Origin of the sequence: Lactococcus taiwanensis (assembly GCF_017068355.1) — a bacterium.
Taxonomy (GTDB): Bacteria; Bacillota; Bacilli; order Lactobacillales; family Streptococcaceae; genus Lactococcus; species Lactococcus taiwanensis.
Genome location: NZ_CP070872.1, coordinates 1,150,035 through 1,164,603, shown reverse-complemented (window position 1 = coordinate 1,164,603; position 14,569 = coordinate 1,150,035). Strand labels below are relative to the sequence as shown.

The window sequence follows — 14,569 nt, the reverse complement described above, 5'->3', positions numbered from 1 at the left end:
AGTCCTGAGTTGATGGGAAGGGTAGAAATTTTATTCTAATCCGCTTGTTTGCCAGAAAGTAAACCTATACTCCGAAATATTCCACCAATTTTCACAGTCCTTGCTAAATTTGTTCCTGAAGTTCCTCCGATTAAATCAACAGCAGCATCAATCTCCCAATCTGAAAGTTTCGAAAATGATTCTTTTGACTCAAGTTTTACGACCTGAATCGCTCCAAGATCGCGCAACTCATCAATATATTTTTCCTTTCTGACTACTGCAATCAAATGAAAACCTAATAACTTAGAAAGTTGAATCATGATTCGCCCAAAGGAAGTATTAGCGGCATTGATTGCGATGATTTGTCCTTTTTTAACCTTTAATATTTCCTTACATAAGACCCACGCAGTTAAAGGATTAATATAAAGTTGGGAAGTAGCAAGACTATTGATACGCTCACGTACAGGAATAGCAAAATCAGCATTGCACTTTACATCTTCTTGCCAAAGGCCTTCGCCTCTCAGAGGAAGAACACGTTGCCCAACTCTAGATTTTGAAACGGATGACCCAACTTCAATGATTTTCCCTACCCCTTCATATTCAGGAATTGCAGGCAAAAGCGTTTGGTGGGAATATGCACCCCTAATTGGCAAAATATCTGATGGATTAATGGGAGAGTAATCCATTTTTACAAGCACTTCATTAGTTTCAAGTTGGGTTTTCTCTACTTCTCCTAATTTTAAAACATCAGTAGGATTACCAAACTGATTGAATATTAAAGCTCTAGACACATATTCATCTCCCATTCATTTTAAATGATGAGTCACATTCTACCACAGTATTTAACTTTTTGTCTATGTTAAGTTCCATTTTCCCAATCTATCATAAAAATTTTATCTCTCTATACTCATTCTCTTTTGTTGTTTTTGTACATCCTCTAAAAAGGGTATTTTATTCGGCAATCATAGGCAATTTTTCACAAACTAGGAGGTAGTTTCACAACTATCATTGTAAATTTCATCTGTTTTATTTCACAAAAAAAGCCCCTGAACGCTTAGGTATTCAAGGGCTTCTTCTTTTATTTTTGTTATTTCACAAATTGCTTGATTGTAATCAATAAAATTCTTCAGGCAATAATTTTTCAGCAAGTTTGATATTATCTGTGTAATCTAAAGGTACATCTATTAATACAGGACCTGTGGTATCAGGAATAGATTTCAGGATTTCAGCCAATTCTTCTTTAGAATGCGCTCGATAACCTTTAGCACCCATAGATTCGGCATATTTAACAAAATCAACATAACCGAAATCGACCGCTGCTGAACGTCCATATTTCATTTCTTCTTGGAATTTAACCATATCATAATGGCCATCGTTCCAAATGATATGGACAATTGGAAGATCCAAGCGGACCGCAGTTTCTAATTCTTGTCCTGTAAAGAGGAAACCTCCATCACCTGAGTGAGAGTACACCTTTTTGCCAGGACGTAATAAAGCGGCTGTAATTGCCCAAGGAAGAGCAACTCCGAGTGTTTGCATGCCGTTTGAGAAGAGGAGGTGACGTGGTTCATAAGATTTGAAATAACGCGCCATCCAAATATAGAGTGAACCTACGTCGACAGTTACTGTTTCATCGTCTTTCACAATATCTTGGAATACACTTACAAGATCTAATGGATGCATGCGACCTTCAGCAGTATTTTCAGTATCAAATTCGTGTTGCTCAGCTACTTCATGAAGTCCGTCAAGGTACTCTTTCGTACCTGCAGGGACTTTATACCCTCTTACAGCAGGTAACAGATTATCAAGCGTTGCTGCAATATCACCGATGAGCTCACGTTCTGGTTGGTAGTAAGTATCAATTTCAGCAATGGCATTATCAATAACAATAATTCGACTATCAATTTCTGCATTCCAGTTACGAGCTTCATATTCAATTGGGTCGTAACCAACAGCAATTACTAAATCTGAACGTTTTAGTAACATATCCCCTGGTTGGTTACGGAAAAGGCCAATACGGCCGTAGAAGGTATGCTCAAGGTCGTGTGAAATAACTCCAGCGCCTTGGAAGGTCTCAACTACGGGAATATTAACGTGTGTCAATAAGTTACGCAATGAGGCAGCTACTTTAGCATCTGAGGCACCAGCACCAACTAGAATCACAGGTAAAACTGCATTTTTAATCGCTTGGGCTAGATAATTAATATCATCGATTGAGGCATTCCCCATTTTCGGATCAGAAAGTGGCTTAATTGCCTTGACTGATACTTCTGAATCTGTAACATCTTGAGGGATTGATAAGAAAGTTGCTCCAGGACGACCTGTTTTCGCAATTCGATAAGCGTTAGCAATACTTTCAGATAGTGTGGTAGGATCTAGTACTTCCGCAGAATATTTAGTTGCTGCTTGCATCATGGCCGCATTATCCATGGATTGATGGGCACGCTTAAGACGATCACTACGTTTAACTTGACCACCAATTGCTAAAATCGCATCACCTTCAGAGGTAGCCGTCAAAAGCGGAGTGGCAAGATTTGATACACCAGGTCCACTTGTTACCACAACCACGCCAGGTTCTCCTGTGAGACGTCCTACAGCCTGTGCCATAAATGCTGCACCTTGCTCGTGACGTGTCACCACCATTTGTGGTCCCTCTTCGTTTTCTAATAAATCAAAAATCCGGTCAATCTTTGCACCTGGAATCCCAAAAACATATTTTACTTTATGATTGATTAAGCTATCAACCACCAAATTTGCGCCAAATTTTTTATCTGACATAGTTTAATTACCTCATCTGTTCTAAGCCGTAATCAACGAAATTTTCGGATTACTTCAAAATAATTTTATCAGAACTCAACCTCATTTACAATTATTACGATTTATGATGTTATGAAGTATTTTTCATAAAAAAATTTTGACGTTGACATGTGATAAGTTAAACTTAATATTTAAAAAACTACTGACAGACCTGTCAGTAGTTTTTTATTCTTCGAGCAGTAAAGCACGCATTGCTTCATCATCAGGCACGAGGACTAAATACTGTTGAATTAAGTCTTTTGCCTTATCTAGTCGACCGATTTCTCGTAAAAAATCAATATAATCTGATAAGAATTCTGGATTTTCCGTCAGTGAACTTTCCATGAGTTCTTCATAGAGTGCCTCAGCTTCAGAATCATTTTCTAAAGCCTTATGTGCTTCAGCAAAAATCCATTTAGCTAAGAGGTGTTCCTCTTCGAGTAAAGGTTGCAAGTTCACGATTGCTTCGTAATCTTCTTCATTGAAAAACATGTTGGCTAAGAGAAAGACGGTTTCATCATGTAATTCTGGCAAATTCAGGGCATCCATCAGATAGCGTTCTGCTGCTTGCGTGTCTTTTAACTTATAGCTTATCTTTGAAGCAAAGTGTAAAAGCGATACAGCATTTGGATTCTTTCTTAAACCTTGTTTAGCGATCTCTAGTGCTGCTTCAAATTCCTGATTAGCTTCCAAGGTTTGGGCATAAGCTAATTCATAATTTAAAAAGTCGACATCCATTTTTTCTAAACGTTTGAAACTTGCGATAGCTCTGGTTTCATTATGAATTTCGCTATAAAGTAAAGCAATTTCAAATAAGGTTTCTGCTTTTTTATCAAATTCAAGTGATTTTTCTAAAAAGGAAATAGCATTCTCAAAGTTTCCTAGCTGAGCATAACTATCCCCAATCCGTTGATAAATAGAAACTTTTGTATCATGGAGGATCTTGCGCTCTGATAACTTAGCATATTCTGCTATGGCTTTCGTATAATCACCTTGCTCATAGTAAGATTCAGCCAGTGCAAATGTTATAAGCGGTGAGTCTGATAACTCACGTGCTTCTTCTAACTTTGAAATTGCTGTTTCAAAGTCGCCATCTAACTGGTATAAATCAGCAATTTTAACCAATGCCGCTACATAGTTTTCATCATCTTCAGGAATCTGATAGAGATAGCCCAGAGCTTCCTCCAAATTTCCATTATCCTCTGCAATCTCTGACAGGTTGATCAGATAGTCAGTAGATTCGGGATGTTCTGCCATGATTTTATCATATACCATCTGGCTCTCATCAATAAAACCCATCATTTGCAAATATTCGGCTAAATCAGCCAGCATTTCTTCATTATCATTTTTTAATGCTTTGGCCAATGAATTTTTCATTCCGATTAAATCGCCTTGGTGTAAAAAATCAATTGTATCTTCTGAATAAGACATTTTTCTCCTTTATTATTTATTCTATTTTTTGTTTACCTTCATCCCGATAAAGTACAGAAATTTCTCTATACCATTCGTAAAAATGTACCACAACGACTTTAACTGTTGCATAGAATGGAATACCAAGTAACACACCCCAGATTCCAAAAATTTGCCCTGCTGTTAATAAAACAAACAAGATTGTGATGGGATGTATGGATAGTTGTTTCCCGAGCACGAGTGGAGAAATAAATCTTCCTTCGAGAGTTTGCTCAATCACAATAACGATCAGAACTTTAACTAACATGAAGGGGCCACCAATTGCAAGCCCTACAATAATCATAGGAATCGCTGCTAAAAATGAGCCGAGGAAAGGAACAAGATTTAGAAAACCAGCAGTAATTGCCAAGGCAGCAGCATAACGCATTCCAATAATTGGTAGACCAATCATAAACATTACAGCAACAGCTATTGCGACTAAAACTTGCCCACGCACATAGTTAGAGAGTTGGCTATTAATCTCATGAAGAACTTTTGAAGTATCCTTACGCCAACTATTTGGTAAGAGTCCTGTCACAAATCCATTCAGGTTTTTACCATCACGCAAAAGGTAAAAGAGTACAAATGGGAAAACAATCAAAGAAATCAAAACACTTGTTGTTTTACTGATTAGATTTGTCAAGCTAGAGACGGCACTGACTGAGAAAGACTTCGACCAACCAATCAGTTGGTCTCCAATAGAATTGGCAAATTGATCCACTTGAGGACGGAACTGCTCAAAATGAGGATTACTCGCAATGGCATTAACTTGATCTTGCGCTACATCAACATAATGTGGCATTGCAGCTGTAAATTTTTCAACTCCACTGATGATATTTGGGATCGCAACAACAAGTCCCCAAACAATGAGCGCAATGATTATAACGAATAAAAAAATAATCGTTGCAATTCGTGGGACACGCCGCTTTTCAAGCATATCGACAATTGGATTGAGCAAATAATAGAAAATAGCTGCCAAAACCACAGGTAATGAGATTACTGTAATAAAATCTCCGACAGGTTTAAAGACAAAGCCTACTTTATTAAGTAAGTAAATATTAAGTAAAAAAAGAAGGATAATGGCTAAGCCAGCAACTATTTTATTGTTGATGAACCACTTGAAAAACCAAGAGGCTTTGAAAGTTCGATGTTGTTCTTGTTCCATATTAATTCCTAGTTCTTATTTTTTTAATTATCAGAATGAACATTATAACTATACTCTAAACGCTTCATTCTTCCTTAGCTTTTGGGGTAATTTCATAATATTGGATTTGAAAGAAAATTTTTTTACGTAGCAACTGCCAGCCTTGTTTTTCAAATTTTTGTCGCAATTCCCTTGAAGTGTAAACTTTTACATCTCCTTCAGTTGAAAAACGATTAAGCCGCCAGTTATATAACCGCGTTATCACTGGGAGATGAATCTCTGCGATGACGAGCTTTCCACCAGAAGCAAGCACACGTCGCACTTCCTCTAAAAAGCGGTCAGGGTCTGGAAAATGATGGAAACTTGCCGAGCAGGTGATGACATCGTAGGAAGCATTTTCAAAAGGAAGGGATTGAGCATTTCCTTGAATGAACTTATGGTCGGGGTGCTTGATCCGGGCTATTTTTATCATATTAGAAGAAATGTCCAAGCCAGTGCCTTCGATTTGTTGCTTATGGTTGAGCATTTCCAGTAATCTCCCGTTTGCACAACCAACATCAAGTAGGCGACTATTTTGAGGATATTCAAGTTGTTTTAAGATAAATTTTTTAAAAAAACTCGCTAAAAACCCATCAAAACTATCATCAAAGTGGTCCGCAAGGCGATCATAAAAAGCTTCAGATTCTTTTTCATAGTTGTGAGCGCGCCTAACCATATTAGCTCTCCTCAACAGGTCGATTATAGGTTGAAATCAATGCTTCGGCACACTTCAGGCCATCAATAGCAGCTGACACGATACCACCAGCAAAGCCTGCTCCTTCACCTGAAGGATAGATTCCTTTGGTAGAAATGGATTGGAAACTTTCCTCATCCCTATTAATACGAACCGGAGAAGACGACCGAGATTCCACTCCAGTCATTACAGCATCCGAAAGTGCAAAGCCATGCAGTTTCTTATCCAAACCAATGATGGCTTCACGCATCGATTGTGTGATGTACTCAGGGAAAAGTTCGTCAAGGTTAGAAGGTGTAACACCTAAGGCATAGCTTGGCGTGACCGTCCCCATTGTCGTTGAAGCTTTGTGGTCAAGAAAATCCCCAACACGTTGAGCAGGAGCCTGATAGTTAGAACCTCCAAGCTCGTATGCTTTACGTTCAAGTATTCTTTGAAATTCAACCCCTGCAAGCGGATGTTCTGTTGGAAAATCCTCTGGAAAAACTTGGACAAGTAGGCCAGAGTTAGCATTCTCTTGATTTCTGGCGTGTTCGGACATTCCATTGGTTACCAAACGTCCCTCCTCAGAGGCAGCAGGTACAACAAGTCCACCAGGGCACATACAAAATGTGTAGACCCCACGCCCTGATGAAGCTTTGTAAGTCAAACGATACTCAGCTGCACCTAACCTAGGGTGACCAGCGAATTCTTTATACTGAGCTTTATCAATTAAACGCTGTGGATGTTCAATACGGACTCCAACTGCAAATGGTTTTGCGGTTATATTGATTCCCTTGTCGTACAGCTCATTAAATGTATCTCGAGCAGAGTGGCCGATGGCCAAGACTGCCTGTGTTGCCTTAAAAATTCGCCCATCTACAAGTTTAACGCCCGTGAGTGCATCCTTCTCAATCATGAATTGCTCAACCTGAGAATCAAAGTAGACCTCACCACCTAGCGCAATAATTTGTTTACGAATATTTTTTACAATATCTCGAAGAAGGTCTGTCCCCACATGAGGATGGGCTTTATATAAAATATCTTCTGGTGCACCAGCTTGCACAAACTCTTCGAGCACTTTGCGCCCTCTTAAGTCCCGTACACGACTAGTGAGTTTACCATCAGAGAAGGTCCCTGCACCACCTTCACCAAATTGGACATTGGATTTAGGATTGAGTTGACCTTTAGACCAAAATTCATCAATTGATTTTACACGTTCATCTACTGCTTGTCCCCGTTCTAATACGATGGGACGATATCCATTTTGAGCAAGGAGTAAGGCGGCAAACATCCCTGCAGGACCGAAGCCAATCACAAGTGGACGATGATTTAAAGGTTTTTGACCAATAGGAGGATTTTTATAATCTAATTTGGGCGCAAGCGCAACATTTTTGAGTTTTTTTCCAAGGATTTTACCTTCGTGTTTGACTGTAGCATCTACAGTATAGATAAAATTGATCTCACCCCGCTGCCGAGCGTCTATTGATTCTTTATAAATCCGATAATCTATTAAATCGGATTCTTGGATTTTGAGTTTTTTTAAGAGAAGACTTTTAATTTTATCGACAGGTTCATCAATGGAAAGTTTGAGTTGTGTAATACGAATCATGATGTTCTTTCTAAACAGTAAGGCGAAGTTAATTCCTTATAAAACTTGCGACAAGTTCTATATGGTGGGTTTGTGGGAAAAGATCAACAGGTTGAACTTTATCCAGTGTATAATTTTCAGCTTCAAAGCGAAGGACATCTCGTGCGAAAGTTGCTGGATTACAAGATACATAAACAATAGTTCTAGGATTTGTCGCTGTTGCAGCTTTAATAAATTGCTCATCTAGGCCTTTCCGAGGGGGATCGACGAAAATCACATCTGGTTTGATTCCTTTTTGGAGCCATTGAGGCATGATTGCTTCTGCGGTCCCCACTTCATAATGAGCGTTCTCAATATGGTTGAGTTTTGCATTATGTTGTGCATCTTCTACTGCTTGAGGGATTACTTCCATTCCGTAGACTTGTGCGACCCGATCTGCCAAGTCTAATCCAATTGTTCCAATCCCTGAATAAGCATCCACAATAATATCCTCTTGAGAAAGGTTGGCAAAATCATAGGCTGTCTGGTAAAGGCGCTCAGCTTGTGCTGTGTTAACTTGATAAAAAGCAGGAGCTGAGATTTGGAAAGTTTTACCTAACATCGTGTCTTGAATATAGTTTTTTCCATAAAGAACTTTGAAGGTTTTACCAAGAATAAAAGAACCTGTGCTCTTATTTATATTGAGTTGAATAGATTTGATGTTTGGGAAGTTTTCTTTCAGCTGTTCAAGTACTGTATCTACGCCTTGGGGAAGCTGTGCACTCGTCGCCACTAACGTTACCATCATTTCACCAGTATGATAACCTCTACGAACTACGATATGGCGTAACCAACCTCGCCTTGTTTGCTCATCATAAGCTTTTACATGAACAGTTCTCAAAGCATTTCGAAGAGAAAGAATGACGGCATCTATTTCTGGATGCTGGATATAAAAATCTTCTACAGAAACGAGTTGATGGGAATGTTTACGGTAAAAGCCTGTCGTGAGTTGTCCCTCTACCATTTGCACAGGAACCTGTGCTTTATTGCGATAACGTAATGTTTCAGTTGCTCCGAGGACGGGTAAGACAGGATAATTGGGCTTATGGGCTGTTTTATACAAAAGTTCTACGACTTGCTGGTGCTTAAATTTAAGCTGTTCGGGGTAGATCAAATGACCAAAATCCGCAATACCTGTACGGAGATAATCTAAATTGAGCGATGTCACCCGTGAAGGACTCTGCTTTAAAAATTCATCTACTCGTCCAAAACCATAGGATTTACCTACTTTTAAAACCCGCATCTTGATTTGCTCGCCAGGAAGCGCATTATCAACAAAAAAAGGAAACTGATCAATTTTGACCACCCCTTGTCCTTCATGGGTGAGGTCTATCACTTCCGCTTCAAATGTGTCATTTTTCTTGAAATTTGTCATGACCATATTATACCATAAATACTGTCCTAAATAGGATCAGCACTGACTTAAATCACTGACAGCTCTGTCAGTAAATTTTCTAAGCAAAAAAGGAGCTGACCGCTTGGTCAGTCCTCTTATTTATCATGAACGAACACGCCAAGGTAAAAAAGTTCGGATGTCGTCATTATTATAACCTACTAAAAGGCGACGATCATCAAAAGTAATAGGTGAGCGTAATAATTGCTGATTTTGTAAGATAAACTGGATCATCTCATTTGTAGAAATTTGATCCAAATCACAGGCATTGCGCAGTTCAGAATAAAGTTTCGGGGCCTTAGATTCAGAAACAATGATTTCCTCAAAACCTTCATTGGATAATGACAAAACACGCATTAAATCTTCTTTAGATAAAGAGGTTTTCGAAATTGTTTGATAGGGAATTTCGCGAGCTTTAAACCAGTCTACAACACGTTCAGCAGACTGATTTGAATTTGATTTTTGGTAAATTTTAATCATTTTCAGACTCCTTTCGCTCTTAAAGTTTATTATAACGTAAAACCAAAACAGAAAACTCAGACTTTCGATGTATTTTTTAGGCTTCGTCACTTACAACACCAGAAAAAGTTTTGCTTGCTCATGGACACTCCTATAAAAAAAGAGTATCCCTAATTTTTGATACTCTTTCTTCTTTACAGTTGGGGGTATTTTCCTGACTTCAAAACTTCAAGATGAAGTCACTCGAAATAATGGCGATAATCTCCATAACCTGCTGCTTCTAATTCTGCTACGGGGATAAAGCGCAAGGCAGCCGAATTGATACAGTATCTTAACCCTCCTTTATCCAAAGGTCCGTCAGTGAAGACGTGACCAAGGTGACTATCAGCTTGGCTAGAACGTACTTCTGTGCGTTCCATGAGGTAACTACGATCTCGTTTTTCTTTGATGGCTTGGCGTTCGATAGGTTGAGTAAAAGCAGGCCAGCCACAGCCTGATTGGTATTTATCAAGGCTGGTGAATAAAGGTTCGCCGCTGACAACATCGACATATAATCCTGGCTCAAAGAAATCATCAAATTCATTAGTAAAAGGTGCTTCCGTCCCATTTTCTTGTGTTACTTTGTAAGCGATTGGGCTTAATTTTTCTTTGAGATTTTCTTTCTCTTTCATATTAACCAACTTTCTATCTTCTTAACGAATCTTGCAATTACTTTCATTATAGAACATGTTCAGTGGATCCCACAACTAATTCGTTTGCGAATCCGTCGATTTTTATTAAATTAACTGAAAATACCTTTATAATCTTAATTTTGAATAAGTGGTATCTTTTTTTATGGCTTTCTCATCTTTTTGTGTATACTAGAAATAGTTACAAAAAATATAACATAAGTTAAGCTGATCGCTTACAGTAAAGGAGATAATCGATGAAGGTCATTTTACAAGCTTTTGAGTGGTATTTACCAGCAGACGGAAAACATTGGAAAAGATTAGCTCAAACGATACCTGATTTTAAGAAACTGGGTCTATCAGGAATATGGCTTCCACCAGCTTCTAAAGCTGCTTCAGGTATGGAAGACGTCGGCTATGGAACTTATGATTTGTTCGATTTGGGTGAGTTTGATCAAAAAGGATCTGTTGCGACGAAATATGGAACAAAAGAGGATTATCTTGAGCTGATTAAACAACTCCATGAAGATGGTATCGAAGCTTATGCAGATATTGTTTTTAATCACATGATGGGAGCTGATGATACCGAAGTGATTGAAGCGGATGTCAAGGCAGAAGACGATCGCCTCAATGAAGTTGAATCTGACAAAACAGTTGAAGTATGGACCAAGTTTACATTTCCAGGACGAAAAGGAAAGTATGATGATTATATCTGGACCTCTCATAATTTTACAGGCGTAGATTATGATGAACGAACAGAGGAAAATGAAATACTGGAATTTGAAGGTCATGAGTGGGATGATAACGTCGACAATGAGAATAATAACTTTGACTTTTTGATGGGAGCAGACCTTGATTTTAGTGTCCCAGAAACGGTAGCCCAACTTGAAAAATGGGGAAAATGGTTTGTGGATACGACGCAGATTGATGGCTTCCGACTTGATGCGATTAAGCATATTGACTTTGAATATTTCAAAACCTGGCTTGATAAACGCCAAGAACAAATGGAAAAAGAGCCTTTTGTTGTTGGAGAGTATTGGTCAGACGACATCGAAAAGTTAGAATACTATCTTAGCCAATCTGGCGGTCAAATCCAACTTTTTGATGTGCCACTTCACTTTAATTTGGATCAAGCTGCTTCTACTAACGGCGACTTTGATATGCGAGGGATTTATGCCAATACAATGATTGAGCGTCATCCAGAACTAGCGGTATCTTTTGTAGACAATCATGATACGCAAGAAGGTCAAGCGCTTGAATCATGGATTCAACCTTGGTTTAAGGAACAAGCTTATGGCTTAATTTTACTCCGTAAAAGAGGAACTCCTTGTGTATTTTGGGGAGATTTATATGGTATTCCAGAGCAAAATGTAGAACCTGTCGGTGTCAACCTGCGCCGTATGCTTGCTTTATGCGGTCATGCAGACTTTGTAAGTGAGTATGATTATTTTGATGACGCGGATCGAATTGGGTGGACAAATGAAATCGAAATTGAGGGTGAAAAAACTGGACTAGCCACACTCTTAACCAACCGCAAAGGCGGAACAAAATACATGATCGTTAATGAATCTCAAGCTGGAAAAGTGTATGTGGATCTCTTGGGCAGACACGCTATCCCTATAACCCTTGACGAAAAAGGCGGCGCAGAATTTCACGTGGATGATGCGAGTATCTCTGTCTGGATAGACCAAGACTTACTTTCAAAAATTAATCCTCTGGCTGAGCTTGAAGGAGAATAAAAAGTTACTGACAGCTCTGTCAGTAACTTTTTTCATTTATCGTGCCGTTAAAACCGAGTCTTTATCCAATAAAAATGGACGCAGATAAGCTGTGATATTACTTGTAGGCAAGATTTCCTCAGAAATCTGAATCCCTAACTCCTCAATGAGATAAGCCCGTCGATTTTTTATTCTTTGCCACAGGGCAGGATACTCCTGCTCAATTTCCTTTCGTAAGGCTTCGTCAGCTAAGAAAATCCCACTTTCACAACTTACGCCATTGTAACCAGCAACTGAGGGGATAATATCAATCTGAAACAGCATACCACTTCGCAACAGCTCTGTTGATTCAGGGTATACGGGCGAGCTTAGCCATTCTTCATCAGCGGTTAAATGTCCAGGATTTAAATGCCAACCATAAGTCTTTTTAGGCAAGACACTCTCTATGGCTTGATACAGTTCTTGACCTTTCATTCCTATTTTGATGGTTTCCAACCAGGTTTTAACCGCCTTAAAGTAAGGAATCGCGAGGCGTTCCAGATAATCTTGTTCGCCTTTTGGAAGTTCTTCTTGTCTTGCTACGGCATAGCCTGAACGACTTTGCAGCCCGCCTTTATAGCCTGTGGTTAAAGCTAAGCGTTCCCCTAATTGTATTTGTTTATGCGTGGGATAAAGATTTGCTTTCACAAAGCGTTCTCCACTAGCTAAAATGGTCACAACATTATGAGCCTGTCCCAAAGCAGATAAGCTTGTAGCCAGTTCCATCTCAGTTTTGCCTATTTCAATTCGGTTCATTGTTTCCAACATACAATTTCCAGCTAAAGCAGCCCCAAACTCATAATGCGCAAATTCATTAGCATTGTTTGTCGTGCGCACCCCCTCTTCACCAATAAAAAGTGCTGTGGCATTCGAAAATGAAACGCTTGGAAACATTTTGAATAAAGTCTCTACGATAAAATAAGGAAGATCAAATAAGCTCCTATTATCTTCTGTTTGATTCGTAAAGTTTTTCCAGCCCACTAACCCAACTCTTCCATGAGAAGGCAAATCACATGCAAGGAAAGCTTCGTTAAGGTTCTTCTCAGGATCCATCGGTTGATTAGGCAAAGAAAAATGCGGGAGATGAACAGCTTTGGCAGGAAGTCGTGCCTTGTCTGCTTTATTTAAATTTTCATTTCCTAAAACAAGATGACTTTCCCCTGAAACTTTGATAACAAGTAAAGCCTCTTCAAAACGAGGTAAGAAGCCTGTCAAATATTCAAAATTTGAACCATGCTCTAAATCAGCATAAATAATCAAAGCCTCATAAGAGGACTTCTTCATTATTGAAAGAAGTTTTGCTTTTCGTTCTTGCATTGTCTCATCGCTTAAGTAGATGGGAATAAGGTTTTCTTCAATTTGGGGGATTTTTGATTTTTTTAGTTGAATCATTAATTCTCTCCTTATGAGCACTTTGATTTATTATACCAAACTCTTTCCTTTTTTCTTAAAAAAATCCTCTCGTTCAAAAATAAAAAAGTAGAGGATTAACTCTGCTTTTTGAATATCATTTTTATTTGTTCATCTTAAATTCAAGATAAAGATCGTTATAAACCCCTGTCCAATATGGGGTAAGGTTTTTATAGGCTTCATCATCTTGAATGAGGGTCTGATCGGGATAGAAGGCTTTGTTTTCACGTAAACTCTTTGGGAGCAAGGCCTTGGCTTTTAAGTTTGGTGTCGCATAACCAATCCATTCAGCATTTTGTGCGGCATTGGTTGGTTGTTGCATGAAGTTAATAAAAGCATAAGCAGCCTTCACATTTTTAGCCCCTTTAGGAATGGCGAGATTATCATACCAAATGTTGGTCCGTTCAGGAATAACATAATGAAGATTTTTATTTTCTGCCGTCATTTCAGCCGCTTGTCCACTATAGACCACCGCTAGGGGAGTTTCATTATTAATCATATAATTCATAATCTCATCCCCAAGGATTGCTTTGACGTTGGGGGTGAGCTGGAGCAGATCATTGTAAGCTGTCTCTAATTCTCCTCGATTAGTGGTGTTGAGAGAGTAACCATGTTTACTCAAAACCATTGCCATGACGTCACGCACACTATCTGTCAATAAGATGGAATTTTTATAAGTGGGAGACCAGAGATCTTGCCAAGTTTTGGGAGGATTTTTAACCGTTTTATCGTTGTAAACAATCCCTAAAGTCCCCCAAAAGTAAGGGATAGAGTATTGATTTCCTTTATCAAAAGCAGGATTAAGCAATTTTGGATCATCATCTTCTAAGCCTTTAATTTTAGAATGATCGAGCTTTTGAAGGAGATGTTCTTGGGCCATTTTTTCTATCATATAATCAGAAGGAACAACGATATCATAAGATGTTCCACCCTGTTTGACTTTAGAGTACATGGCTTCATTTGAGTCAAAAGTCATATAGTTAACTTTATAACCCGTTTCTTTTTCAAATTTTGTGATGAGCTCTGGATCAATGTACTCACCCCAGTTGAAAATAGTCAAGCTATTATTTGCTGTTTTGACACCATCTGCTGCCTTCATCTGATGAGAGAGTAAACCCAAGGAAGCGGTGATTGCTAAGAGTGCCACAAAGAAATAGATTAGTTTTTTCAAA

At 38.7% G+C, this 14,569-nt stretch carries 12 protein-coding genes; 1 reads left to right on the top strand and 11 read right to left on the bottom strand.

What is annotated here, in order from left to right:
- Nucleotides 1-35: 35 nt before the first annotated feature.
- The 9 genes from JW886_RS05765 to msrB form a co-directional block, all read right to left on the bottom strand.
- Complete coding sequence (locus tag JW886_RS05765; protein ID WP_241003742.1) at nucleotides 36-770, bottom strand: zinc-dependent alcohol dehydrogenase family protein; 735 nt, start codon at nucleotides 768-770, stop codon at nucleotides 36-38.
- Between the two features lie 322 nt (nucleotides 771-1,092).
- Entirely contained in the window at nucleotides 1,093-2,757 is a 1,665-nt protein-coding gene (alsS, locus tag JW886_RS05760) for an acetolactate synthase AlsS (protein ID WP_205871539.1), read from the bottom strand.
- Between the two features lie 204 nt (nucleotides 2,758-2,961).
- Nucleotides 2,962-4,206, bottom strand: coding sequence for a tetratricopeptide repeat protein (locus JW886_RS05755; protein ID WP_205871538.1), 1,245 nt, complete (start codon nucleotides 4,204-4,206; stop codon nucleotides 2,962-2,964).
- A gap of 16 nt (nucleotides 4,207-4,222) precedes the next feature.
- On the bottom strand, nucleotides 4,223-5,389 hold the full coding sequence (locus JW886_RS05750) for an AI-2E family transporter (RefSeq protein WP_075525821.1): 1,167 nt from the start codon (nucleotides 5,387-5,389) through the stop codon (nucleotides 4,223-4,225).
- 64 nt (nucleotides 5,390-5,453) lie between these two features.
- On the bottom strand, nucleotides 5,454-6,083 hold the full coding sequence (locus tag JW886_RS05745; RefSeq protein WP_205871537.1) for a class I SAM-dependent methyltransferase: 630 nt from the start codon (nucleotides 6,081-6,083) through the stop codon (nucleotides 5,454-5,456).
- A 1-nt stretch (nucleotide 6,084) separates the two neighbouring features.
- The gene (locus JW886_RS05740) at nucleotides 6,085-7,692 is read right to left on the bottom strand and encodes an NAD(P)/FAD-dependent oxidoreductase (protein WP_205871536.1); all 1,608 of its coding nucleotides are present in this window, start codon (nucleotides 7,690-7,692) and stop codon (nucleotides 6,085-6,087) included.
- Between the two features lie 28 nt (nucleotides 7,693-7,720).
- On the bottom strand, nucleotides 7,721-9,091 hold the full coding sequence (gene rlmD, locus JW886_RS05735) for a 23S rRNA (uracil(1939)-C(5))-methyltransferase RlmD (RefSeq protein ID WP_205871535.1): 1,371 nt from the start codon (nucleotides 9,089-9,091) through the stop codon (nucleotides 7,721-7,723).
- A gap of 117 nt (nucleotides 9,092-9,208) precedes the next feature.
- Nucleotides 9,209-9,583, bottom strand: coding sequence for an ArsC/Spx/MgsR family protein (locus JW886_RS05730; RefSeq protein ID WP_205871534.1), 375 nt, complete (start codon nucleotides 9,581-9,583; stop codon nucleotides 9,209-9,211).
- Nucleotides 9,584-9,801: 218 nt separating this feature from the next.
- A complete protein-coding gene (gene msrB, locus JW886_RS05725; RefSeq protein WP_205871533.1) occupies nucleotides 9,802-10,233 on the bottom strand; it encodes a peptide-methionine (R)-S-oxide reductase MsrB in 432 nt (143 codons plus the stop codon).
- A 254-nt stretch (nucleotides 10,234-10,487) separates the two neighbouring features.
- Here msrB and JW886_RS05720 point away from each other — a divergent pair, with 254 nt between their 5' ends.
- On the top strand, nucleotides 10,488-11,969 hold the full coding sequence (locus tag JW886_RS05720) for an alpha-amylase (RefSeq protein ID WP_205871532.1): 1,482 nt from the start codon (nucleotides 10,488-10,490) through the stop codon (nucleotides 11,967-11,969).
- Nucleotides 11,970-12,005: 36 nt separating this feature from the next.
- Here JW886_RS05720 and JW886_RS05715 read toward each other — a convergent pair whose 3' ends face one another.
- Nucleotides 12,006-13,379 (bottom strand): aminopeptidase P family protein, encoded by a 1,374-nt coding sequence (locus tag JW886_RS05715; RefSeq protein WP_205871531.1) that lies wholly within the window; start codon nucleotides 13,377-13,379, stop codon nucleotides 12,006-12,008.
- A 121-nt stretch (nucleotides 13,380-13,500) separates the two neighbouring features.
- Complete coding sequence (locus JW886_RS05710; RefSeq protein WP_205871530.1) at nucleotides 13,501-14,568, bottom strand: ABC transporter substrate-binding protein; 1,068 nt, start codon at nucleotides 14,566-14,568, stop codon at nucleotides 13,501-13,503.
- Nucleotide 14,569: the final 1 nt, after the last annotated feature.

What these genes read in the sequence shown, in the direction of transcription:
- alsS (WP_205871539.1), bottom strand. Translation starts at nt 2,757, where the DNA reads ATGTCAGATAAAAAATTTGGCGCAAATTTGGTGGTTGATAGCTTAATC.
- JW886_RS05755 (WP_205871538.1), bottom strand. Translation starts at nt 4,206, where the DNA reads ATGTCTTATTCAGAAGATACAATTGATTTTTTACACCAAGGCGATTTA.
- JW886_RS05750 (WP_075525821.1), bottom strand. Translation starts at nt 5,389, where the DNA reads ATGGAACAAGAACAACATCGAACTTTCAAAGCCTCTTGGTTTTTCAAG.
- JW886_RS05745 (WP_205871537.1), bottom strand. Translation starts at nt 6,083, where the DNA reads ATGGTTAGGCGCGCTCACAACTATGAAAAAGAATCTGAAGCTTTTTAT.
- JW886_RS05740 (WP_205871536.1), bottom strand. Translation starts at nt 7,692, where the DNA reads ATGATTCGTATTACACAACTCAAACTTTCCATTGATGAACCTGTCGAT.
- rlmD (WP_205871535.1), bottom strand. Translation starts at nt 9,091, where the DNA reads ATGGTCATGACAAATTTCAAGAAAAATGACACATTTGAAGCGGAAGTG.
- JW886_RS05730 (WP_205871534.1), bottom strand. Translation starts at nt 9,583, where the DNA reads ATGATTAAAATTTACCAAAAATCAAATTCAAATCAGTCTGCTGAACGT.
- msrB (WP_205871533.1), bottom strand. Translation starts at nt 10,233, where the DNA reads ATGAAAGAGAAAGAAAATCTCAAAGAAAAATTAAGCCCAATCGCTTAC.
- JW886_RS05720 (WP_205871532.1), top strand. Translation starts at nt 10,488, where the DNA reads ATGAAGGTCATTTTACAAGCTTTTGAGTGGTATTTACCAGCAGACGGA.
- JW886_RS05715 (WP_205871531.1), bottom strand. Translation starts at nt 13,379, where the DNA reads ATGATTCAACTAAAAAAATCAAAAATCCCCCAAATTGAAGAAAACCTT.